The following is a 23,443-nucleotide window of genomic DNA, read 5'->3' on the forward strand; positions in this document are numbered from 1 at the left end:
TGGGTTGTGGCCACCAGAGCCATTCAAGCTACCAATGTTTCATCCTATCGGATTGCGGGTATTCTGGGCCTGGGTGATGTTGCCAAACAACGGACTCTTCCTCAGCCTGTGCCTCAGATCAACAAAGCGGGGTTCAGCGCAATTCAACCTACAGGCCAGCTAAAGACAAACCCGGCAAGAAATTCCCCAAATATTTCTCCACACCCTTCGGATCTGTGAGGAGCTGATTAGAAATTTGCTGGGCCTGTTCACCGGGGTAGACATCTTCTTGTCCATCAATCACGGCCTGGAGGGTATCTTTAACGACTTCTGTGGGTTCAACCTTGGGATCGGGCCAATCTTTGGCGAGTTCCGTGTTAACAGTTCCCGGCATCACTCCAATCACTAAAGTCCCCTGGGCCATCAATTCTGCCCTAATCCCCTGAGTTAGAGAGAATGCCGCCGCCTTAGATGCACTGTAGGAGCCACTAAAGGGCAAGTTGATTTTCCCAAGCAAGGACAGAATGTTGACAATTGCACCACCCCCTTGTTGTTTCAGGCCTGGGGCAAAGGCCCGACACATGGACAACAGCCCAAAATAGTTGAGTTCCATTTCCTGCCGGGCTGCATCTAAATTAACAGCAGCGATTAAGCCTTGATTCAGGGATGTTCCAGCATTATTAATCAAGATAGTCACATCAGAACATTGTCGGGCAGCAGCGGCGACAGACTCAGGATTGACAATATTTAACTCAACCGGAATGACTCGATGCGGTTCTAAGGAAACTAACGAATTTAGCTTAGAAACATCTCTGGCACAGGCATAAACTTTACCAGCTTCTGACTCCAGTAATTGTTGAACAAAAATCGAACCAATTCCCCCGTTTGCCCCCGTAACGAGTGCTACTGAACCTTTAATATTCATACTTTTCCCGGTTGTTATTGACCAGATTCAGCATAGTGATAAAGTTATAATTAGTCAAATCAATATTAAAAATACTAATTATCAATGAAATCAATAAAACTGGCAAACATTGACTTAAATTTACTGATTGCCTTTGAAGCCTTGTATCACGAGCAAAGTGTGACTCTGGCAGCGCAACGGCTCAATGTGGGGCAGCCAGCCATGAGTTCTGCGTTAGGGCGACTCCGGTTAATTTTTGAAGATGAATTATTTATACGGATTGGCCGACAGATGCGTCCCACGGCTACAGCCCAGGCCATTGCGCCAAAGTTAATCAATGCCTTGGAGATGATTCGAGAGGCCTTACAGGAACAACAATTATTTGATCCGGCTACAGATCAACGAGCCTTTACGATTGCCGCACCGGACTATCTCTCAAACTTGATTGTGCCCAAAATCCTAGACGTTCTCACCCTGAAAGCCCCAAACATTGACCTACGCCTAATAACGGTACAAAAAGAATCGTGTTTCAATTTGTTGGCGGAGGGAGTTGTGGACTGTGTTCTGGGAACGTTTGAGGATGTACCCAATCATTTTTTTCAGGAATCGTTGTTTTTCGAGGGGTTCATGGGTATTTGCCAGGCCAACCATCCTGCCATTGATTGCATGGACTTAGCGCATTTTGTCCAATTTCCCCATGCGTTATTTACCCTGCGCCGTGATGCCACCGGAGCGATTGACCAGGCCTTGGCTGAATATGGCTTAAGGCGACGAATTTTGTTAACCACTCCCTATTGGTTTATTTTGCCGGCTGTGATTGCGACATCGGATATTTTGACAGCCGTACCCACCTGTTTTAGCCGTCATTTGCTGGATAATTATGCCTTGGCTTCATTTGAAATTCCCCTTGATCTTCCGTCTTGGTCAGTTTCAATGGTTTGGCATCAACTCCAGGATCAAGATGTTGCAAGTCATTGGTTGCGGCAAGTGATCCAACGGGTTTGTCGGGAAAATTTTATCAACATTTCCTAAATTTAAAATGTATAAGTTTTAGATAAAAAAGAATCAAAACAATTATAGTTATTTCTGCTGAAACTGAGATATTCAAAAGTCCTACTTATAAAGGTTTCATACTCCTAAGTGACATGACTACACCTCAGAAAATGATGGATGTTAGTCTCTATAGCCTCATTTTGGATCAGACTTTTGGTGAGAGCAATCTGGGGATATTTAATTAAATATTAATCTATGTTTTGTATTGAGATTAGTGACTAGTTGAAGAACACGGAACTCTATCCACAAATTCAATTCAAAAAGATTAGCAGTAGCAACGTGAGTATCCTGATTTAGGGACTGATGGTTAATCGAGATTGAGGGAGGATGGACGCAATTTATGGCGAAGTTGTAGTATCTTGGAATTAGTTATCTGCCCTAAGTGGCTAAACCTATTCAGGTAATTAGGAGTTCGGTTCACTATGTCCCCCATCCAGGCCCCTACCCTCGACTACACCAGTGAGACCTATAAGGATGCTTACAGCCGGATCAATGGGATTGTGATTGAGGGAGAAAAAGAGGCTCACGAAAACTATATTTCCCTGACTAAGCTGATCCCTGACTATGAAGAGGATTTACTCCGCCTCTCCAAAATGGAAGCCCGCCATAAAAAAGGGTTTGAAGCCTGTGGACGGAATTTAGCCGTTTCCCCGGATTTGGATTTTGCTGAAAGGTTTTTTGCGGATCTCCATAATAATTTTCAAGTCGCGGCGGCTGAGGGAAAAATTGCCACCTGTTTGGTAATCCAGGCCCTGATCATTGAATGTTTTGCGATTGCTGCTTACAACATTTATATTCCGATGGCCGATGATTTTGCTCGGAAAATTACTGAGGGTGTGGTTAAAGACGAATATTCCCACTTGAATTTTGGCGAGGTTTGGCTCCAAGAGAATTTTGAAGCGGTGAAAGCTGAGGTGGAGACGGCCAACAAGGAAAACTTACCCCTCGTCTGGCGGATGTTGAATCAGGTGGAGAAGGATGCCAAGGTTTTAGGGATGGATAAAGATGCCTTGGTTGAAGATTTTATGATTCAGTACAGTGGGGCACTCGAAAATATTGGCTTTACCACTCGAGAAATTATGAAAATGTCTATGCATGGCCTGGTGGCGGCTTAGGGTAGATTGAGTTCTAAGTTACACAACTCATTTTTGTAAGACCTAGGGGTTTGTTAGCGCATCGGGGCCTGGTGAGTATAATCAGGTTATTCAGCCCATGCAGCTAGTTTCAGCCTCTAGGTCAGTTTTATGATTGCCCAATCTAGCTCCACCTATGTCAGTACGGAAGAGTATTTAGAATTAGAGCAAAATAGTCCAGAAAAGCATGAGTACATTGATGGCCTGGTTTATGCAATGGCTGGGACAACGGATACCCATAACATCATTGTTGGTAATCTTTATTTACTAATTCGGAATCACTTGCGTGGAAGCAATTGCCGGGTATATTTCTCGGATTTGAAGGTGCGCCTAGAAAAAAGAAATTGTTTTTACTATCCTGACTTGCTGGTAACCTGCACTGAACAAGATTTAGAAACAAGTACTTATAAACGATTTCCAAAGCTCATCATTGAAGTTTTATCCGACTCAACTGAGGCTTTTGATCGGGGTAATAAGTTCACTGACTATCAAACTTTAGATAGCTTGGAAGAATATGTTTTAATCAATACAACCCGGCCGCGTTTGGACTCCTTTCAGCGTGATCAGCTAGGAAAATGGAGCTATCAATCCTATGGCGATGAGATATTTGATCTGAATAGCATTAATTTTACTTGGGAGATCAAACAACTATATTTAGATACATAAATTCAGTTCTCAGTATTCATAGAAATAACCATGATTGCCCAGTCCAAACCTAATAACTTAAGTCCTGAAGAGTATTTACTGTTTGAAGAGTCCAGTCAAGAAAAACATGAGTACATTAATGGGCAAGTCTATGCAATGGCCGGGGCTAACAGTAACCATGTCACAATCTGTATCAACTTAGTCACGATGCTACGGGATCATGTGCGGGGCCTGGGCTGTCAGATTTTTATGAGTGATATGAAAGTTAGGATTGAAGAGAAAAACTGTTACTACTATCCAGACATATTCGTAACTTGCAATAACCAAGATCGAGACAATAATACTTATAAGCAGTTTCCAAAGCTCATTATTGAAGTTTTATCCGACTCAACTGAAGCTTTTGACCGTGGAAATAAGTTTTATGATTACTCAACCCTAGAAAGTCTAGAAGAATATATATTAATTAATAGCAACAAACAGCAATTAGACTGTTTCCGTAAAGTAAAAGATCATAGGTGGGAAATTTACTTCTACCGTGATAATGACTTTAGAATAGATTCAATTAATTTCACGAGCAACATTATGAAAATCTATGAGGATACAGAATTACTCTTTTAATAACCTGCAATTAGACAACAAAAAATAAGTTAATCAAAAACAATAATTTGTCCACAATTTTTCAATGCATTTACGATGTTTCGACTTTGTTTGTTGGCAAAATCTTGAATATCTGTGTAGGGGCGTTTATCAATTATTTTACGAGCACTTGTATTTTTAATACCTTTGATTTTCATCAGATCTTCAAGTGATACTGAATTGATTTTGATTGTTGTTGAAACAGGATTAATAATTTTCAATATCCTATCAATAGTATCTAACCGCTTTTTTTGCAACAAATATAATTTATTCTCTTGTTCCTGTAGTGTTTTCAATGATTCTTCAAGATTATATAAATCTATTGGAGACATTAACTGACAAATTTCTTGTTTTGCTATTTCTACTTCATCATCTGTTAATTTAAGAACCCAGGCCGATAGCTTCTCAAGTTTGATAGATTTAGCAGCATAGAAAACATCAGCACCATGTAAAATTTCATAAAAAGTATCGTCCTCTTTATGAACACGTCTAACAATCAATGGTGAAATATTTCCATGAAATCTAACTAAACTATTACGAATCAACTCAATCTTTTTATCATCAAGACTCAGTGAAGATTTCGGTTCAATTATAGATTCGGTATAAATTTCACCATGAATCAACTCACGTGGCTTTAAGTGGCGATAAATTTGTTCATTTTGATCAAGATAATCAGACATTTTTAGTATTCTGTATTTTTTGATTTTGTTCAATTATATTAAGAGCTAAATTGTTATAACTCTCTATGACTCTATCTGCGGCTTCTTTGCCTGAGCTAGTTAAGCTATTATAGAAGATTTCCGATTGAATTGGACATTTATTTTCTGTTGCCTTTGAAACTACGAGTAATTGAGGAGTCCATGCTTTTTCTGGGAGTATCTCAACTCTTTGTTGAATCCTATTTAAGAGTTTGAAGATATTAGCTTTCATTTCAAAATTATTATTACTGTTATTTTGAACATAGCGGCTAACAGAAATTCCAAGAACGTGAATTGGACGATCAATAACATCAGCAATAATGAAAGTTCGATTCAACACATACTCTAATGCTCGTACAGGATAAGGGGCTAATTCAGTAGGAATTAATACTGCTGATGATGCGAATAAAGCGATAGTATTTACTTTACTGAATGATGGAGGCGGATCAATTAAGATGAAATCATAGTTATGTTTTTTGAGTTTTTTATATAGAACCTGATCACTATCAAAAAGTTTGATCAAGTCAGGCTCCATATCTGCCAACCGAATATGTGAAGGGACAATATCTAATTTAAGATTTTTCCAGGCCTTCTTATAAATAACCTGATCTAAAGTCGTGTCTTTCTCAAGTAAGAGATGCGTAATATCTTTTCTTCCTTGGTCTTCAACGTCCTTGAGAGGATCAATCCCAAGTCCAATACTTAAATTTGCTTGGGCATCAACATCTATTAACAAAACTTTTTTACCCATTTGAGCTAGAGCAGCACCCAAATTGATGGTCATTGTGGTTTTGCCAACGCCACCTTTGTTATTGAAGACTGTAATAATCATGGGCTTTGTTTGAGGAATTTCAGGAAACTGATCCCTAAATGTAGGATAAACCCTATTCACTACCTTACTAAATTGAGCATAGGTTTGTTGTTGTCTTTGATACAAGTGATGAATAAAGCCAAGGGCTGCTTTGTGGTGAAGGAGGGTTGATAATTTGTTAATTTTTGTAAAATCATCTGACTCTCGTAACTCTTGAACTAATTGAGGGTGTTGGTTTGCAAACGGATTAAAATAAAAAAGATGGAGTTGTTTGCCATTCGTGAGCAGGCCAAAGAGTCCTTTTGTTTGTTGTAAGTAGGTTTTGAGTTGTTGGCTTTTGTGTTTCAAATTCACCTTAGGGGCTTTAACTTCGATGACTAAAAACGGGAAATGAGGAATTTGGGCATCGTGGGGTTTAACAATGAAATCGGGTTTGATTCTCGCGACTGTGGGCTGGGCCTGCCAATCTTTTTCGGTGTAGCCCAATCGGTTCAAAAATGGAATGATTATTTTCTGTTCGACATCTGCTTCCGTTTCACAGGCATCAATTTTAGAAAATATAGCTTCATAGTCTTTCTGTTCCATAACTTATCTTCCTGATGCCCCATCTCCAGATAAGAGAATTTGATATAAATCTGTGCGCCGATCTCGGAAAAAGCCAAAGGCTGCCCTTGTTGTTTGAATTTGCTCTAAATCAAATGTAGCCGTAATAATTCCTGACTGATGGCGATCCAATTCTGCAACTTTATCGCCCCGAATATCGGCAATAAATGAACTGCCATAAAACACCTGGCCACCTTCATTGCCAATTCGATTTGCCGCCACCACCGGGATAATATTTGCTACAGCATGGCCAATCATCACCCGCTGCCAAGGGTCTTTCGTGTCCAGGCCTGGATCGTGGGGTTCACTGCCAATCGCTGTGGGATAGAGCAAGACATCCGCCCCCAATAACGTCATTGCCCGCGCGCATTCAGGAAACCACTGATCCCAACAAATCCCCACCCCAATCACGCCATATTTGGTTTGCCATACCTTAAAGCCTGTATCTCCCGGCCGGAAGTAAAACTTTTCCTCATAGCCCGGCCCGTCAGGAATATGACTTTTACGATAGACTCCCAAAACTTGGCCATCGGCATCAATGATCACGACACTGTTGTAATAGGCGGGGCCTGCTTTTTCAAATAAGGAAACCGGAATGACCACATTAAGTTCTGCGGCAAGGGTCTGGAAATGGCAAACAGTTGGATGGTTATCTAAGGGGCGGGCCTGGGCAAAGAATTCCTCCTTCTCCTCACGACAAAAGTAATGACCTTCTAGGAGTTCTGAGGGTAGGATAATTTGCGCGCCCTTTGCCTTGGCCTGGTGAATATAATCCGTAATGGTTTTTAGGTTTTCATCCCGGCTAGGACTAAAGGCCATCTGAATTGCTGCAACGGTGATGTGTTTCATGGGTCTCGTCTTAATTCAAGGTTTAGATTAAAGCTGTTGTTGAGTAATGCAGTGAAAAGCTCCCCCCCCGAAAAGAATATGTTTGGCACTCAGTCCGATAGTCTGGCGATTGGGAAAGAGTTGGGCAATGGCGTTAACGGCGGGCTGATCAAACTCACTGCCATAGGTGGGGACAATCACGGTTTGATTGGCAATGTAAAAGTTGACATAACTGGCAGGCATCACAGTTCCCTCTGCATCTAAAACCAGGCCGGGAGAAGGAATCTTCACAACCTCTAGGGGACGACCTTGGGCAGTGGTGAATGTGACTAAATCCTCGGCAATTTGTTTTAGCGTTGCAGCATTTACATCTTCCTCCGTCAAACTTTCCATACAGACTACAACCCCAGGCCGAACAAAGCGCACCAAGGTATCAATATGCCCATCGGTATGATCATTTTCCAGGCCTTGATCCAGCCATAGCACCTGTTGATAACCCAAGACTGCCTTCAGAGATGCTGTAATTTCAGATGGGGTCAGGTGAGGATTTCGATTGGGATTGAGTAAACATTGCCGCGTCGTTAAACAAGTACCTTGACCATCGGTTTCAATTGCGCCCCCTTCTAAAACAAAGGGAAAGGAATATTGAGGTAAATCCACGGCCTGGGCGATGTTTTCAGCGACTTGAGCATCTCCAGGTAAGGCATACTTTTCCCCCCAGCCATTAAACCGAAACCGAACGGTAGCTGTTTTTCCATCTGGATTGACTAAGAAAATTGGCCCCGTATCCCGTAACCAAATATCACCGAAAGGAATTTGATAAAACTCTGGCTCTAATCCTGTCAGCAATTCCCGTGCCTTTAGTTCTCCGGCTGCATCTAAGACCAGAATTTTTAAGCGTTCTCCTTGGAGCTTACCGGTGATGGGATCAGGAAATGCGATGGCCTGGCAGAGGGCGGCAAATTCCGCTTGCACCAATGGTAAATTCTGGCCCCATAGCTCCTCATGACTGGGAAAGGCTAACCAACAGGCCTGGTGAAATTGCCACTCTGCCGGATGATAAAAGCCTGGGGCTGGGGGAACCATAATCACTCTCGGGCCTGGGGCGAAAATACGCTTAAATTGTACCGAGTCCGGGCCTGGGGATTCCTATAGTCCACCATATTCTTCCAAAAACGGAGAAGATTGATCAAGGCTCCTCGAGTTTGGGGGGAGGGTTCGAGGGTATACCGTAACTGGACAACAGCAAATTGACTTTGGAGATCAGCTCGATAAGCCGCTCGTCCTCTTGCCTCCACCGCTCGTCTGCGATCCTCATTTGCTCGTCTTCTTTCTGCATCCGCAAGATTTCGTTCTGGATCTGCTCTCTGTCTTTCCTCGTCTGCTCGGCGATCTCTTTAGTCTTTCGCGCGCGCTTGCTTCAATCCCACGATATCGGCTTCAATGTCCAGTGTTCCACTCAAGGCCCAGATTAACTACCAAAGCCAATGTGGCCACCATGAAGGTTGCAAAACTCCACTGGAGGTAGGTAAAGGGGAAGAGTGGGAGGGGGATGGTTCGGAGTTTCCATAAAATCTGAAGAGGCCGCAAGGGCAAAGAGAAATGTCCTTAAGGAGCGGGGTAACCGGCCAAGTAACGTCACCATTTTTGTAGTCTAGCCATAATTTCTAGGGAATTAGGGTGTCATGATCTAGGCTAGAGGTAGTAATAAGTTGGCTGCTATGGAACTCAATGTCCAAATTCTCCGCCAGGCCCCGGATGCGGCTCCCTATTCCCAGACCTTTCGCCTTGATATTTCCCCCGGAGCTACGGTTCTCGACTGTCTGAATCAAATTAAATGGTCACAGGACGGGACTCTAGCCTTTCGCAAAAATTGCCGTAATACGATCTGTGGTAGTTGTGGAATGCGGATCAATGGCCGGGCTGCCTTGGCCTGTCAAAACAGTGTTGCCAATGAACTGAAGCGGTCTCTACAGCCCCAGACGATCACCATTGCCCCCTTGGGAAACTTACCGGTAGTCCGCGACCTCATTGTGGATATGCAACCCTTTTGGCAAAACCTAGATGATGTTAATCCCTACGTCAGTACGGCGGCCCGCAGCTTAGGAGAGGGGGAATTTCGCCAAACCCCAGGCCAACGGGCCAAACTCAATGAGATGGGCAACTGTATTATGTGCGGGGCCTGTTACTCGGACTGCAATGGCAAAGAGGTCAATCCTGAATTTGTCGGCCCCCATGCCTTAGCTAAGGCCTATCGGATGTTGGCGGATAATCGGGATCAGGCTACGGATCAACGCCTAGAGGAATATAACTCGACTGCCGGAGTGTGGGGCTGTACCCGGTGTTTTAATTGCAATACAGTTTGTCCGATGGATGTGGCACCGTTGGATCAAATTAGCAAGATTAAGGGGGAAATTCTGACGCAAGCCCAGGGATTACCGGCCCCGCGTCCGATTCGTCATCGCCAAGTTTTAGTGGATTTAGTCAAACGCGGCGGTTGGGTTGATGAACGTAAATTTGGCCTGGAGGTGGTCGGTAATAAATTTCGGGATCTGCGGGGGTTGCTGAGTTTGCTGCCCTTGGGTTGGCGGATGGTGCAGCGGGGGAAATTCCCGATGAGTTTTGAAAAATCAGCCGGACAGGCCCAGGTGCAAGGGTTAATTGAGTCTGTGCAATCCTTAGAAAAGAGCCAAGCCCATCAAGGAGTTCGTTCCCATGAGTGAGCCAAATTCCCCGGAGACAGCCCCCAAACCCAGTTTTGGTTGGAGCTATTACGCTGAACTGATTAATGGTCGCTTTGCCATGATTGGCTTTGTGGCTCTGTTGGTTTTAGAACTGGTCACTGGTACGGATTTTTTTAGTTGGATCGGCCTTCGCTAAGTCCCTATGGCCAGTATCACCCTCCACAATGTCAGCCGCCGCTTTCAGGATTCCCATTTAGGGCCCGAGGCCAGTGGCGGCATTGAACCCCTGAGCTTAGAAATTCCCGATGGTGAATTTTGGGTATTGGTTGGCCCCTCTGGCTGCGGGAAGTCCACGATTTTGAGATTGATTGCTGGCCTGGAAACCCCAACCACTGGGGAAATTTATATTGGCTCCCGTTTAGTTAATCAACTGCCGGCCCAGGCCCGCGATGTGGCGATGGTCTTCCAAAACTATGCCCTCTATCCCCATTTGACGGTGGCGGAAAATATTGGCTTTGGCTTGAAAATGCGGAAAACAGACCCCAGCAAAATCCAAGCTCAGGTGCAACGGATTGCCCAAATGTTAGCAATTAGCCACCTGCTGGCCCGCAAACCGAAGCAACTTTCTGGGGGACAACAACAACGGGTCGCCCTCGGCCGGGCCATTGCCCGCGAACCCCAAGTCTTTCTGCTGGATGAACCCCTCTCAAATTTAGATGCTCAACTCCGAGACGATACCCGAGCCGAACTCAAACAACTCCATCAAACCATTGGCGTAACCACCCTCTATGTCACCCATGACCAAATTGAGGCGATGACCTTAGCGGATCGGATTGTCGTCCTCAATCGGGGTCAGGTACAGCAAATTGGTACACCAGCAGAAATTTATCAAGCTCCCGCTAATCGGATGGTGGCCAGCTTTATGGGGCAACCGGCCATGAATCTTTGGCCTGGAGTCTATGAGGATGGGCAGGTGCAGTTTGGCGAGCAGGGTATTCCTTGTCCTGGGGCCTTAAAACCGAGATTGCGGGCGGGGATCGGGTTGGAGTTGGGGATTCGCCCAGAACATTTACAGGTAGAACCAACAGCGGCCGAGATGACCCTTAAAGCCCAGGTAATCCTCGTAGAACCGATGGGGCGAGAAGTCTGGTTGCATTGTCAACTCCCCGGCCTGGTGGCTCATCCCCTCTTAGTCATCGCCCCCACAGATCATCAGCCAACCTTAGGGGAATGGTTAAAACTAGGCTTTAGCAGTGAGTATCTCTATCTATTTGAGCAAGCCACGGGTCAGACCTTGCTATAGAGCCTCAGCCCAGGCCAGGTAAGGTAATTTCGCCGCCACTGCTTTGATTTGTTCCCCTTGGGCGACTAACTGACCACAGGCATCCCATTGGCCGGAACGAAACATTTGCCGGATCCCTTCTCCCATGACCACGCTAATTTGGGACTGGCCAAAGGTGACTAGCATTGCTTCTAAATCGAGAGCGAGGGCTAAATTGGGGTCTGTTTCGATTGCAGTTTGAAGTTGGCTAATCGCTCCCGCAGTTGCTGTGACACAGGGAACTCCCAAAGAGACACAATTCCCCAAAAATATCTCGGCAAAGCTTTCCCCCACTACGGCTTGGATGCCCCACTTCAAGAGGGCCTGGGGAGCATGTTCACGGCTGGAGCCACACCCAAAATTGGCATTGGTGACGAGAATATTGGCCCCCTGAAATTGGGGTTGGTCAAAGGGGTGCTGTCCCTGGGCCTGGAGACGATCATCCGCAAAAACCTGGGCTCCCAGGCCATCAAAGGTTACACAGCGCAAAAACCGAGCCGGGATAATCCGGTCTGTGTCAATATCATTGCCCCGTAAGACAATACCCCGCCCTTGAACCCTATTAACTTGCTGCATCGCGCCTTGTATTGAACGAATTTCTGTGTCTATCATAACTTGCCTAATCCTAGGGGGGAAATTTAACTATTTCTTCCAATTCCAGCTAGGATACATTTAGCTTCTTGGTCAATTTGTTAAGCCTGTTTGCTCTTGGGCCGCTTCTATCTGGAATCTGATGGGGAACTTTCTAAGAGGGCTGATTGTCTGAGAGGCCTGGTGTGAACACGTCTTTCCTCACATCTCTAGTCACCTAGGTGTATTTTCGTCTTGAGTAGGTATCTTATGGCCGTACAAACCCGCATTTTTCCGTTAGCTCTAGCCGTAGGATGTTTGGCTACGGTGGCCGTGCCGGTCGTGGTGTATGCCCAATCGAATCCTGGGTTTACCTTTAATTGGGGAGACGGCCCTTCCGGCAAACAACAACTCCGCTACTACTTGGAATATGGTACACCCGGCTTTATGAACGACCGTTATTGGTTGCGATTGGGCAAGCAAAATGTGGCCATTAACCGGATCAATATCACCTATCCCGATTATTTTGATGGCCACTTTAATGCCAAAAGTATTGAGCTACGCACCGGGGGAACTTCCAATAACAGCTTGTTTAGTTTACGTCGGGATCCCGGTGAGGTAATGCCCTTAGCCGAAGCAACCGTGGATCAAGATAATCGAGTTATTGACATTATTCCTGCAGAACCCATTCCGGCTGGTAAAGATGTCCAAGTCGTGATTTCCAATGTGCGTAATCCGCAAGTAGGTGGAATGTACTACTTCAATGCCCGGATTGGCTCCCCTGGAGATATCCCCCTGATGCGCTACATCGGGACTTGGATTTTAAGTATTGCCCGTAACTAGACGGCCCTTTCCCCCCCTTGGGTGGGGTCAGGATTCATAGGGTTCAATTGACAAACTGATCTAGACGATTCTCGCGGCTAATTCATTCTCCATTAAGGTACTAAGGCAGGTTGTCCTTCCTCTGGAAATGTCCTTGTCCTGAAAGTCGGAGCTAAGGTTATTGTTTGATTTACTAAATAATTCCCCAACCATGACCCCCAAAGTTTCCCCTGGGTTCGCCCGTTTTTTGTATTGGGCCGTTGGGGATGGTTTACTTCGTAACTATTTCCGTCAGATTGAGGTGACGGGTCAAGACTATGTTCCCCTCACTGGCCCAGTCATTATTGCCCCGACCCATCGCTCTCGCTGGGATGGGTTGCTGATTCCCTATGTCATGGGTCGGCCGGCAACTGGACGGGATTTATTTTTCATGGTTTCCCATAATGAGATGTTGGGGCTACAGGGATTGATTATTCGCCATTTCGGGGGATTTCCGGTTAACACCACCCGGCCTGGGGTTGTTTCCTTTCGCACCGCCGTCGATCTTCTCCGCCACGGCCAAGCCCTCGTCCTATTCCCAGAAGGTAATATTTTTCGCAACCAAAAGCTGACGGAAATTCGCCCCGGCCTGGCCCGGATTGCTCTCCAAGCTGCCACTATCCGCCCAAAGCCCGATGTTAAAATTCTCCCCGTCGCGATCCAATACGCCCCTGCAATCCCCCAATGGCGCGCCAGCGTTACAATTCGGATTGGCCAACCCCTTTCAGTGGCAACCTATCCTTGGCAAAATTCCAAACAAGCTGCGACTGCCCTCACCCAAGACTTGACCCAGGCCCTTGTTGATCTAGAGTCTCCAGAAAAAGCCCTTTGCTCAACCGCTCCCACTGTTTAGACTCACCAGGCAAAATAGCCAAATCATTAGGATAGAATGTTAAGGAAGATTTAATTCTCTTTCATAAATCTTTATATCTTTTCTATGGATTGTATTATCAATCGCCGGGCTGAGTTTTCCGCCAGCCATCGCTATTGGCTACCAGAACTGTCTGAGGCGGAGAATATTGCTAATTTTGGGGCTTGTGGTAATTTTCCTGGCCATGGCCATAACTATGAGCTTTATGTTTCCATGGCTGGCCCGTTGGATGAGTACGGCATGGTTTTGAATCTCTCTGACGTGAAGCATATTATCCGCCAAGAAGTGATTGAGCCGTTAAATTTTTCCTTTCTCAACCAGGCCTGGCCGGAGTTTGAACAAACCCTACCCACGACAGAATTTATTGCCTACGCCATTTGGCAGCGACTCTCTCCCCATCTCCCCCTTGTGAATATTCAACTGTCCGAACATCCCCGGCTTTGGGCCGATTACCAAGGAAATGCTATGGAAGCCTATTTATCTGTCAGTACCCACTTCAGTGCTGCCCACCGTCTTGCTCTCGATGACCTGAGCTTAGAAGACAATACAAAAATCTACGGCAAATGCGCCCGCCCCCATGGCCATGGCCATAACTATCATCTCGAAGTGACCATCAAAGGGGAAATTAACCCGCGCACGGGGATGATTGTGGATCTGGTGGCCCTGGAATCTTTGATTAAAGACCAGATTATTGAACCCTTTGATCACACCTTCTTAAATAAGGACATTGCCTACTTTGCTCAGGTTGTTCCGACCGCCGAAAATATTGCCATTCACATTCGCGACCTTTTACAAGAACCAGTCCGGGGCCTGGGGGCGCAACTCCACAAAATTAAGCTGATTGAGAGTCCCAACAATTCCTGTGAAGTTTTCTGTAGTTCCACTGCCCCAGCGTTAGAGCGACTTTCGGGAACCACTGCCCAACTTGTAAATGTCTAAGCTGGCTTGAACTCTAGCATCATTGTTGCTTATCTTGACGTTTCCATTATGCCTAATCTGTCTGTGCCTTGGGTCTTAGCGGTATCGCTGTTACTGGCCAGTTTCTTAATTTACTTTCCCTATGCCCTTGTTGCCTATGGTCGCTTCCAGGCCGGGTTTGATATTGCGGCCCCGCGGGCGTTGTTCGATAAATTATCCCCAATGGCTCAACGGGCGGCCTGGGCCCATCAAAACTCTTTTGAAACCTTTAGTCCCTTTGCCGCTGCCGTTCTAGTGGCCTTGGTGGCTGGGGTGACGAGTACCACTGCTGAAATTGCGGCCATAGCCTTTGTTATCAGTCGCTTTTTCTACTCTATTTGCTATATCGCCAATATTCCTCTGGGGCGTTCTCTAATGTTTGGGGTAGGAACCGCGGCGACAATCACGATCTTTCTAGAAGCAATTAACAAATTTTCTCCAGCTTAGATGCAGCCCCCAGAGGTGGGAATTTGCTACCTTACGAGTAGAAAATGTGCCCTCCCTACCCATGCTCACTCATAACCCTGATTTACTAATTCCGCCAACCGTTCAGACTGTCGCTGAGTTAACGGACTATATCCGGGGAATTCTCGAGCAGGATCCAGAACTGATTCAAATCTGTGTGACGGGGGAGGTTTCCAGTGTAAATCCCTACCCTAGCGGCTTGTTCTTTACCCTCAGTGATCCCACAACTCAAGCCACAATCCAATGTGTGGTCTGGCCGTCTTCTCTGCGCAAATTAGTCACAACGCCTTCATCAGGTGAGCAAATTATTATTATTGGTCGGATCCAGGTCTATGGGGCTCGTGGTATCTATCGCCTCACGGCCTGGCAGGTATTACCGGCTGGGGAAGGCTTACAAGCCTTGAGGCTGAAGCAATTGAAAGATCGCCTCGCGGTTGCCGGATGCTTTGATCCAGAACGCAAACGCCCCCTCCCTAACCATCCTCAAGTCATTGCTGTTGTCACCTCTATGCGGGCCGCGGCCTGGGGAGATATTCAACGCACCCTCAAAAATCGTTATCCCGGCCTGAAGGTACTCCTGTCGCCCGCTTTAGTGCAGGGGGAACTCGCTCCAGACTCGATTGTTGCTGCTCTTCAGCGGATACAGGCCGATGGCCGGGCGGAGGTGATTATTTTGTCCCGAGGGGGGGGAGCCAAGGAAGACTTAGGGTGTTTTAATGATGAGCGGGTTGTGCAGGCCATTGCTCAATGCCAAATACCGATTATTGCTGGGATTGGCCACCAACGGGATGAGACCCTCGCAGATTTAGCTGCCGACATTTGCGCCCATACCCCCACTGCTGCGGCCCAATTAGCTGTTCCTAGTTTGGCTGACCTTGATCAAGAGCATCAGCAACGGGTGGCTAGACTCCAGGCTGCGCTCCAGACCCAGTGGCAAACCACCCACAGGATTTGGCAACGGCAACAGCAACGGCTTAAACGGGTTGGCATTCAGCAAACGCTGCACTGGGAACACCAACAACTTCAGCGTCTCAAAACCCAACTTCAGCAGGCAGCCTTTGGTCAATGGCAAAGGGAATCTCATCACCATCAACTCTTAAGGGAACGGTTGCAGGGCCTAGACCCCCAGGCCATTTTGAATCGGGGTTATGCGATTGCCTGTCAAGCATCAGGCCGTGTCATCAGCCAGGCCAGTGACCTCAAATCTGGGGAGCTTTTGACCCTCCACTTAGCTCAAGGACAGGTTAAAGTTCGAGTCGAAAAGATTACACCCCCAGCTATGGCATGACCAACCCTTTAGTGGCTAACCAGTCCGGATTAAATAACCGAGATTGATAACGGGAGCCACTGTCACATAAAACCGTCACAATGGTATGACCGGGACCCAATTTTTCCGCCAACGCCACAGCGGCCCCAACGTTAATCCCCACTGACCCCCCCATAAACAGGCCATCTTGGCGTAACAGTTGATAGACCAGATCCACGGCTACTTGATCCGTGACCCGAATTGCCTCATCAATGGGGACATTTTCCATATTGGCTGTGACGCGACTATTGCCAATCCCCTCGGTGATGGAATTACCCTCCAGTTTGATTGACCCGGTTTTGGCGTAGCTGTAAAGACCGCTGCCATAGGGATCGGCCAAAACCGCTTGAATGGCTGGATTTTTTTCCTTCAAGTACAGAGCTACCCCGGCATAGGTTCCCCCGGTTCCCGTCGCCGCCACCCAGGCATCAATTTTCCCCTCTGTCTGCTGCCAAATTTCTGGGCCAGTGGTGGCATAGTGGGCCTGGCGATTGGCTAAGTTATCAAACTGATTGGCCCAAATGGCATTGTCTAATTCCGCAGCCACTCGGCCTGAGAGCTTAACGTAATTATTGGGGTCTTTATAGGGAACGGCCGGGACGGTGCGAACTTCAGCCCCGAGGGTGCGGAGGGTGTCAATTTTTTCCTGAGATTGGGTATCGGGAATGATGATCAAACATTTATAGCCTTTAGCATTACAAATATGGGCCAGGCCAATCCCCGTATTTCCGGCCGTCCCTTCGACAACCGTTCCCCCCGGTTTCAGTAACCCTTTGGCTTCCGCATCTTCAACAATGAACAAGGCGGCCCGATCCTTAACCGACCCCCCTGGATTGAGAAACTCAGCCTTGCCCAAGATTTCGCAGCCGGTGGCCTCGCTAACACTATTGAGACGAATCAGAGGGGTGTTACCGATGGTTTCGACAAAGCCGCGTTTGATATCCATGGGTTTTCAGGCTAACTACATTACTGCTGTTCCTATTGTTAACGATTAGGGGAAAATTAGGCCCACCCGTCAAAATCCGGTAAACTAGCAGGCAGTTTCTGATCTGGGAAATTAATTAAGGCCGCCCATGAGTCAAAGAGCTTGGCTAGAGTTTGTGAAGTCTGTCAGTAAACAAGGACTCAATATCAGTCCATCCATTCTGACGATTGGGCGGGCGGCGGATAACGACTTAGTCCTCAATGATATTGCGGTCTCTCGCTACCATGCTCGGATTGAACGGGTAGAGGTGGGTTATGTTTTGGTTGATGTTGGCAGTAAGGCAGGGACGCGCCTGAACGATGCCAAGTTACAGTCAAATACACCCCACCCCCTAACTGACGGAGATTTGATTACTTTCGGTAATTCAGCATTGCGTTTTCGTTTGCGTTGGCAACACCAAGATGAGGGACAAACAACCACTCAGTCGGATGAATTATTTCAACGCAATGGTCAAGTGCCAGTCCTAGAGGTGAATACCCGGAAGTGGTCGCAAAATTGGGGGATGATGGATGCCGTTTGCCTTTTGGGATCTCACCCGGCCTGTGATATTGCGGTGGAGGGAGTGGATATTGCTCCTTGTCATTTACGGATCAGAGATTGTGGTCATTACCTCGCGATTACAGATCTAACGGAGCTACTGTCAACCTCTGAAACTCTGCTTCAGATTGGCGATGAATATGAACTTGCAGATAAAACGACTGTCATGTACATGGGTTTAGAGTATCCCCAACACATTGATCGTCAGCCCCGTCAATTAGTCTTTCTACCGCCAACCGAGATTAATCCTGATGTTAAAGCCACCCTCCTCACCCCCAATCCCCAGGCCGTGGCAACTGCAACTGTGCCGATTAAAACCCTGTCATTAGTTGGGAAGGTTGAATTTACAATCGGGCGTGATCCAGCCAATCATTTACAAATCAGTCACCCGACCGTTTCTCGCTTCCAGGCCAAGATTGAACACCGTGGTAGCGAATTTATTCTGACCGATTTGGGTTCGAGTAATGGGACGTATATCAATGGGCGACGAGTGAGTGAACCAACTTTATTACGGGTTGGCGATAGTATCAGGATTGGCTGTGAACGCTTTGTCCTGAATATTGATGAAACCCTGACTCAATACTCCGAATCGGGACATTTACGCTTAGATGCGATCCATCTGAATCGAGTGGTGGGCAAAGGGATCACAATTCTCCATGATTTATCCTTATCAATTTTGCCCAAAGAGTTTGTGGCGGTTTTGGGCGCGAGTGGTAGTGGTAAATCAACCCTGCTGGATGCACTGAATGGTCTGCGGCCTGCCACAACTGGCCTGGTCTTGGTCAATGGCACCAACTTTTATCGCAATTACCAGGCCTATCAAACCCAACTGGGCTATGTTCCCCAACGCAACATTATTCATGAGGAGCTTTCTGTTGCCCAGGCCCTCGATTATGCCGCCCGCCTCCGAATGCCCCCCGATACCACCCCCAATGAGCGGGCCGAACGGGTTCAGTCCGTCTTGAATGAGTTGGGGTTAAGCCATCGCCGCCATGTCCCAATTAGTCGCCTAAGTGGGGGGCAACAACGCCGAGTTTGTATTGGAGCGGAACTGCTGACCCAGCCCAGTTTATTTTTCCTCGATGAAGCCACCTCTGGCCTGGATCCGGGGACTGAAGCGGACATGATGTTTCTGCTGCGGCAACTGGCGGATCAGGGGCGGACGATTTTATTGATTACCCATGCCACCCAAAATATTCGGGAGTGTGACTTAGTCATTTACATGGCTGAGGGGGGACGACTAGCCTACTTCGGACCGCCGGAACAAATGCTGAGCTATTTCCGCAGCACGTTTACCGAGGAATTTGCCGGCCTGAAACTGGATGACTTTTCCGGGATTTATCGGGCCCTAGATCAGGAAAAAAATCCCCAGGCCCCGACTCCCCAGTCCCTAGAGCAAGCCTTTCGAGATTCCCAACTGTATCAAGACTATGTGGTGGCCCGCCAAACTGTCCTGCAAAATATCCCCGAGGAACCTCCCAAACGAACCCAAAACCTACAGCCAGTCTTAAGAAATCGCCTCTCGGCCTGGCAACAGTTTTTGATTTTGACGCGGCGGAATTTAGTCATTCTGGGCCAAGACCGGAGTAATTTAGCTCTGACGTTGTTAATTGCCCCTTTACTGGGAATGTTGGGCTTTGTCTCTTGGCAACGGGATGTGTTTGATCCCCTTAAAGGGAATGCTGGCCTGGCTTTGACGATGATTTTTGTTACGACTCTAATTGCGGTCATGATTGGGGCCATGACGACCATGCGGGATTTGGTCAAGGAGGTGGAAATCTACCGCCGCGAACGAATGATTGGCCTGCAATTAGTTCCCTATGTTGGTTCTAAAGTTGCCATTGCCCTGGTTTTAGCCCTCTACCAGGCCGCGACCTATCTTTTAGTCACGAAGTTGGCCGTGGACATTCCTGGAGATTGGGGCGTGACCATGGAAATGTTTATCACCATAGCGTCAGCAATTTTTGGCGGAATGGCGATGGGGTTATTGGTTTCTGCCTTTGCTCCCAGTCAAAATATTGTTCCGTTGCTGATTTTGATGTTTCTCGTGCCCCAAATTATTTTTAGTGGTGGGATTCAACCTGTGGATTCCTTTGGCTGGCCAGGCCAGGTGATCAACCATTTGACTGTAATTAAATGGCCGTTTGAATCTATGGTGACGTTGACCGGCCTGGGGGAAGGTATTGCTACAGATCCCTGCTGGCAGGAGTTAACTGAGGCTCAACGGGATAACCTCACGGAAGCTCAACAGCGCGCCACTTGTACTTGCTATGGGCCGGGCCTGTTTCAGACATGTAATTTTCCAGGCATTCGAGCTAAATATGTCCCCCAAGTAGATGAACCGGAACCGACCCGCCCGCCCGCCCCTGCTTTTCCCACTAATCCGGCTAATTTTCCGGCCTACCAAGCCCAGATGGAGCAATACCAGGCCGACCTGAAGAAGTGGGAAGACAACTACAGTGAATGGAACCGTCAACGCAGCCGAGCCATCAATGAAGCGGCGGGAACCCTGAATCGGTTTAATCAGGATCAAGGCTATATGTTCAATGTCAATGTCCGGGATCATTGGCGTAACCAAGGCCTGTTAATTTTGGCGATGTTGGTGGCGGTTCCTTTCTGCCAAAAACGGCGGGACTTTACAAAATAATTAATTCATTGACTAACTTGAACCGCTTCCAGGTTAATGAAGCTAACTTTTACAATCTAGGAACTAGGGAATCCGACATAAAAATGTCCCAACGGACCCTGGCCCGCCCCAATTGGATAGCTGTGTTTGAGGGCTTGGGTGACAAAATCCTTGGCCTTTTGAATCGCCGTTAGTGGTGTCTCGCCCCAGGCCAAGTTGGCGGTAATTGCCGCGGCTAAGGTACATCCACTGCCATGGGTATGGGGAGTTTCAATTAGTTCAGTTTGGAGAATTTCTAACTGTTGCCAACTCGCCCACACATCCAGGCCCCGCAATTCGCCCGTCATCGCCCCCCCTTTGACCAAAACAGATTGACACCCTAGTTCCAGAATCTTTTGGGCGGCAGTTTTCATCGTTGCTAAGTTGGTAATTTCTAAATCAGCCAGAATTTGAGCTTCGTAACGGTTGGGGGTGAGGATCAAGGCCTGGGGAATTAAGCTGGATTTCAGGGCTGCAATTGTGGCTGAATCAACAAAAACTGCCCCCGCCCGCGAGACCATAACCGGATCCACAACAATGTTGCTGAGGTTCAAAGTTTTCAGATGCTTGGCAACTGTTTCGACTAATGGGGCATTAACAAGCACACCGGTTTTGAGTGCCTGAATTTTAAGATCACTCACCAACGCATGGAATTGGGCACTTACAGACTCTGGACTCAGGGCATCCACCCGTTCCACCCCGAGGGTATTTTGGGCCGTCACGGCCGTCACCACTACAGTCCCATGAACTCGATAACTGGCAAAGGTCCGCAAATCGGCCTGGATCCCCGCCCCACCGCCACTATCGGAACCCGCAACCGTCAAAACCACCGGCGGGACAGTTTGGGAATTGGAAGCGATGGGCAACTGCATGGCTGGCTATACTGGACATTAGATAAAGAATGGTGCAGATCAATCCTACCTTTCCCGTCTGACCATTCCTGACTTATGTTAACTACCTCTGTTTGGGATACTCAGCCCCATCCCGTTGCTTCAGCCTTAGCTAACCTCTTAAACAGCGTTTTAGTCCCCCGCAATATTCGGGCCACCGTTACACACCAGGCCTGGGGAATCCATATTACGCTGAATGCGATCCAAAGAATTAACCCGGCCCCGGCCACCTCTCTGATTCAAAAAGCCCTAGATAAACTCAACCTCCAAGACTCCTTAACTGTTCATCTCCAAGCCCGCTGTTTAGGGATTCCCGACTGGCAGACCCAGTTTGAATTTACAGGCAGTAACCCGGCCCCAGAAACACCTCCAGCCCAAGCCAAACAAGAGATTCAGCCCTTCAAACCCACAACTGAAAAACGTCCCCTTGCCGCCAAAACCTTTGTCAAGCGTCAGCCCACCCCAAACCCCGGCAAACAACCACCGATTCCCTTAACCTTAGAATCCTTTTTTGCCCCAGGCCGGACATCTCCAGAACCACTAGAGCTTGCTCCCACCCATCATGACAATAACCCAACCTCTGCATCTGAGCCTTTGAACTCAATCGAGGCACTCTCTGCCTTTGACCCAGACCCCCCAGCAATGCCAGCCGCGGCGAGAGAAACACCCTCAGAACCGGCCACCCCAGCCCACCCAGAACTGACTACGGCCGCACTCCTCACCCATATTGAAGCCAAACTGGAGGAAATTGTAGCCGATCAATTTGCTGGCCTCATCCCAGAGAATAATGCTATCCCCCCAGCTAACCAGGAATTACCGACAATTCAGCCCCCCTTAGCCGAGGCATTTCCGGTTTTAGAAGCCATCGCATCGCCTGAAATCCCGGCTTTGGATCCCCATCCACCTGGCCTGGCCACCCCGCCACCGCCAATAGAGCCAAAACCAGGCCTGGACTCACTCACTACCGATCTTTGGGACGCAGAACTATCTCCAGGCCCTAATCCACCCCAGGCCCCGGAATCTCTCGCCCCACAACCGGACGATTCTACTCCTCCCCGTAAAAAAACGCCTGACCAAGCTACCCCTGACTTAGACCCAGCCCAGAATTTCAATATCTTGCCCAAGTACACGATCCCAAAGATTGAACGAGTTCCCCGTGATCAAGAAGCAAAAGTCGTTGGCTTGACGGGGTTGGTGATGGGCGTTGGGTTTTGTGCCACCGGCCTGGGAACGGTGATTGGCTTGCCGATGGTGATTGGTGGGGCCTATATGTTAGGGGATCAGGAAGTGTTGCGGGGGGCTTGTCCTCACTGTGGTCAACCGCTGAAAGTTACCCTCGGCAAAATGTGGCGATTTAGTTGTCCCACCTGTCAGGGTTTAGTCCAGATCAAAAATGGGCGTTTTTATCAAGTTATCCAGCATTAGTGGGCCATGGCCTGTTCAATTATGGAAACTTAAGACAAAGGGAGTTCACTATGTATTTTGAGTTGGCTTTAGAAGAACGAAGCAATCAGGTAGTTCTTAATCACTATCTAACGGTCGATACCTGCTATGGGAAGGATTTATCTATATTCTTGCAGTCAAGTGCCTAGCACGCCATTTATTTATTAGACCAAAATTCTTACTGTTACAACATTTCCAGGTGATATAGAAATGATTGGTATAGTTTATAGTTAAACAATTTTATCAACCCCAATTAGGAAGATTTAAAAATGACACCTCAATATTATTCTCTTTGGGATCAGATGCAACAACCTTTCAGGACGCGATTAGTTTGGCTCTTGTGGTTTGTTACCTGGATTGGCTTGCTTGCAGGTATGTTTGACCGAATGTTCTACGAGTATGTAGTTATCTTTTCTGCTGCCCATACCCTGCTGGTATTATTTCTTGTTCGTTTTCGATTGGCTGTATTTCCGGCGCAAATCAGAATTGCATATTTTTGTTGGGTTGCTATTGGGACTTATGTTCCATATATGGTGATTCTGATGTACATACAGCATATTCCTCGCTAAGTTGGTACACTTTTTCTGAAGCTGTGTCA

The 23,443-nt window shown here is 47.3% G+C and carries 25 protein-coding genes; 15 read left to right on the forward strand and 10 right to left on the reverse strand.

Annotated features, from left to right (window positions below):
• Positions 1 to 148: 148 nt before the first annotated feature.
• Positions 149 to 904 carry an SDR family oxidoreductase gene (locus tag RIF25_RS15990; protein ID WP_322879519.1) on the reverse strand — a complete coding sequence of 252 codons (756 nt, stop codon included), beginning with the start codon at positions 902 to 904 and terminating at the stop codon, positions 149 to 151.
• An 84-nt stretch (positions 905 to 988) separates the two neighbouring features.
• On the opposite strand from RIF25_RS15990, the gene RIF25_RS15995 reads away from it, so the two are divergent.
• The 4 genes from RIF25_RS15995 (at position 989) to RIF25_RS16010 (ending at position 4,332) form a co-directional block, all read left to right on the forward strand.
• On the forward strand, positions 989 to 1,915 hold the full coding sequence (locus RIF25_RS15995) for a LysR family transcriptional regulator (protein WP_322879520.1): 927 nt from the start codon (positions 989 to 991) through the stop codon (positions 1,913 to 1,915).
• 443 nt (positions 1,916 to 2,358) lie between these two features.
• Positions 2,359 to 3,051 carry an aldehyde oxygenase (deformylating) gene (locus RIF25_RS16000; RefSeq protein WP_322879521.1) on the forward strand — a complete coding sequence of 231 codons (693 nt, stop codon included), beginning with the start codon at positions 2,359 to 2,361 and terminating at the stop codon, positions 3,049 to 3,051.
• Positions 3,052 to 3,180: 129 nt separating this feature from the next.
• Positions 3,181 to 3,735: a Uma2 family endonuclease gene (locus tag RIF25_RS16005; RefSeq protein WP_322879522.1), complete on the forward strand. Its 555-nt coding sequence runs from the start codon at positions 3,181 to 3,183 to the stop codon at positions 3,733 to 3,735.
• Positions 3,736 to 3,765: 30 nt separating this feature from the next.
• The gene (locus RIF25_RS16010) at positions 3,766 to 4,332 is read left to right on the forward strand and encodes a Uma2 family endonuclease (RefSeq protein WP_322879523.1); all 567 of its coding nucleotides are present in this window, start codon (positions 3,766 to 3,768) and stop codon (positions 4,330 to 4,332) included.
• 29 nt (positions 4,333 to 4,361) lie between these two features.
• Here RIF25_RS16010 and RIF25_RS16015 read toward each other — a convergent pair whose 3' ends face one another.
• From RIF25_RS16015 to RIF25_RS16040, 6 genes are all read right to left on the reverse strand, one after another.
• Positions 4,362 to 5,030, reverse strand: a complete 669-nt coding sequence (locus RIF25_RS16015) for a ParB N-terminal domain-containing protein (RefSeq protein WP_322879524.1) — start codon at positions 5,028 to 5,030, stop codon at positions 4,362 to 4,364.
• Positions 5,023 to 6,444, reverse strand: coding sequence for an AAA family ATPase (locus RIF25_RS16020; protein ID WP_322879525.1), 1,422 nt, complete (start codon positions 6,442 to 6,444; stop codon positions 5,023 to 5,025). The genes RIF25_RS16015 and RIF25_RS16020 overlap by 8 nt, the downstream gene beginning before the upstream one ends.
• 3 nt (positions 6,445 to 6,447) lie before the next feature.
• Entirely contained in the window at positions 6,448 to 7,311 is an 864-nt protein-coding gene (aguB, locus tag RIF25_RS16025; RefSeq protein ID WP_322879526.1) for an N-carbamoylputrescine amidase, read from the reverse strand.
• 27 nt (positions 7,312 to 7,338) lie between these two features.
• Positions 7,339 to 8,379 carry an agmatine deiminase family protein gene (locus RIF25_RS16030; RefSeq protein ID WP_407682462.1) on the reverse strand — a complete coding sequence of 347 codons (1,041 nt, stop codon included), beginning with the start codon at positions 8,377 to 8,379 and terminating at the stop codon, positions 7,339 to 7,341.
• On the reverse strand, positions 8,379 to 8,588 hold the full coding sequence (locus RIF25_RS16035) for a hypothetical protein (RefSeq protein WP_322879528.1): 210 nt from the start codon (positions 8,586 to 8,588) through the stop codon (positions 8,379 to 8,381). The genes RIF25_RS16030 and RIF25_RS16035 overlap by 1 nt, the downstream gene beginning before the upstream one ends.
• 173 nt (positions 8,589 to 8,761) lie before the next feature.
• Positions 8,762 to 8,935, reverse strand: a complete 174-nt coding sequence (locus RIF25_RS16040; RefSeq protein WP_322879529.1) for a hypothetical protein — start codon at positions 8,933 to 8,935, stop codon at positions 8,762 to 8,764.
• 76 nt (positions 8,936 to 9,011) lie between these two features.
• Between RIF25_RS16040 and RIF25_RS16045 the strand changes: the two genes are divergently transcribed.
• Genes RIF25_RS16045 through RIF25_RS16055 form a run of 3 tightly spaced genes read left to right on the forward strand, consistent with a single transcriptional unit; the run spans position 9,012 to position 11,277 of the window.
• A complete protein-coding gene (locus RIF25_RS16045; RefSeq protein WP_322879543.1) occupies positions 9,012 to 10,013 on the forward strand; it encodes a succinate dehydrogenase/fumarate reductase iron-sulfur subunit in 1,002 nt (333 codons plus the stop codon).
• A complete protein-coding gene (locus RIF25_RS16050; protein WP_322879530.1) occupies positions 10,006 to 10,170 on the forward strand; it encodes a chlorophyll a/b-binding protein in 165 nt (54 codons plus the stop codon). The genes RIF25_RS16045 and RIF25_RS16050 overlap by 8 nt, the downstream gene beginning before the upstream one ends.
• A 6-nt stretch (positions 10,171 to 10,176) precedes the next feature.
• Complete coding sequence (locus RIF25_RS16055) at positions 10,177 to 11,277, forward strand: ABC transporter ATP-binding protein (protein WP_322879531.1); 1,101 nt, start codon at positions 10,177 to 10,179, stop codon at positions 11,275 to 11,277.
• Here the strand turns inward: RIF25_RS16055 and leuD are convergent.
• Positions 11,272 to 11,907 carry a 3-isopropylmalate dehydratase small subunit gene (leuD, locus tag RIF25_RS16060; protein ID WP_322879532.1) on the reverse strand — a complete coding sequence of 212 codons (636 nt, stop codon included), beginning with the start codon at positions 11,905 to 11,907 and terminating at the stop codon, positions 11,272 to 11,274. The genes RIF25_RS16055 and leuD overlap by 6 nt on opposite strands.
• Before the next feature lie 228 nt (positions 11,908 to 12,135).
• Between leuD and RIF25_RS16065 the strand changes: the two genes are divergently transcribed.
• From RIF25_RS16065 to xseA, 5 genes are all read left to right on the forward strand, one after another.
• Positions 12,136 to 12,708, forward strand: a complete 573-nt coding sequence (locus RIF25_RS16065; RefSeq protein ID WP_322879533.1) for a DUF2808 domain-containing protein — start codon at positions 12,136 to 12,138, stop codon at positions 12,706 to 12,708.
• 190 nt (positions 12,709 to 12,898) lie between these two features.
• Positions 12,899 to 13,579: a lysophospholipid acyltransferase family protein gene (locus RIF25_RS16070; protein WP_322879534.1), complete on the forward strand. Its 681-nt coding sequence runs from the start codon at positions 12,899 to 12,901 to the stop codon at positions 13,577 to 13,579.
• Between the two features lie 84 nt (positions 13,580 to 13,663).
• Positions 13,664 to 14,536, forward strand: coding sequence for a 6-pyruvoyl trahydropterin synthase family protein (locus RIF25_RS16075; RefSeq protein ID WP_322879535.1), 873 nt, complete (start codon positions 13,664 to 13,666; stop codon positions 14,534 to 14,536).
• A gap of 48 nt (positions 14,537 to 14,584) precedes the next feature.
• Positions 14,585 to 15,001, forward strand: coding sequence for an MAPEG family protein (locus RIF25_RS16080; protein ID WP_322879536.1), 417 nt, complete (start codon positions 14,585 to 14,587; stop codon positions 14,999 to 15,001).
• A 61-nt stretch (positions 15,002 to 15,062) separates the two neighbouring features.
• Positions 15,063 to 16,307: an exodeoxyribonuclease VII large subunit gene (gene xseA, locus RIF25_RS16085; protein ID WP_322879537.1), complete on the forward strand. Its 1,245-nt coding sequence runs from the start codon at positions 15,063 to 15,065 to the stop codon at positions 16,305 to 16,307.
• Here the strand turns inward: xseA and RIF25_RS16090 are convergent.
• A complete protein-coding gene (locus RIF25_RS16090) occupies positions 16,297 to 17,271 on the reverse strand; it encodes a cysteine synthase A (RefSeq protein WP_322879538.1) in 975 nt (324 codons plus the stop codon). The genes xseA and RIF25_RS16090 overlap by 11 nt on opposite strands.
• A gap of 127 nt (positions 17,272 to 17,398) precedes the next feature.
• Here RIF25_RS16090 and RIF25_RS16095 point away from each other — a divergent pair, with 127 nt between their 5' ends.
• A complete protein-coding gene (locus RIF25_RS16095; RefSeq protein WP_322879539.1) occupies positions 17,399 to 20,494 on the forward strand; it encodes an FHA domain-containing protein in 3,096 nt (1,031 codons plus the stop codon).
• Between the two features lie 56 nt (positions 20,495 to 20,550).
• On the opposite strand, the gene thiD is transcribed toward RIF25_RS16095, so the two are convergent.
• Entirely contained in the window at positions 20,551 to 21,384 is an 834-nt protein-coding gene (thiD, locus tag RIF25_RS16100) for a bifunctional hydroxymethylpyrimidine kinase/phosphomethylpyrimidine kinase (protein WP_322879540.1), read from the reverse strand.
• Between the two features lie 75 nt (positions 21,385 to 21,459).
• Here thiD and RIF25_RS16105 point away from each other — a divergent pair, with 75 nt between their 5' ends.
• Together RIF25_RS16105 and RIF25_RS16110 are read left to right on the forward strand one after the other, a co-directional pair.
• Positions 21,460 to 22,827, forward strand: coding sequence for a hypothetical protein (locus RIF25_RS16105; RefSeq protein WP_322879541.1), 1,368 nt, complete (start codon positions 21,460 to 21,462; stop codon positions 22,825 to 22,827).
• Positions 22,828 to 23,114: 287 nt separating this feature from the next.
• Positions 23,115 to 23,414, forward strand: a complete 300-nt coding sequence (locus tag RIF25_RS16110) for a hypothetical protein (protein WP_322879542.1) — start codon at positions 23,115 to 23,117, stop codon at positions 23,412 to 23,414.
• Positions 23,415 to 23,443: the final 29 nt, after the last annotated feature.

The organism is Pseudocalidococcus azoricus BACA0444 (assembly GCF_031729055.1).
Classification (GTDB): Bacteria; Cyanobacteriota; Cyanobacteriia; order Thermosynechococcales; family Thermosynechococcaceae; genus Pseudocalidococcus; species Pseudocalidococcus azoricus.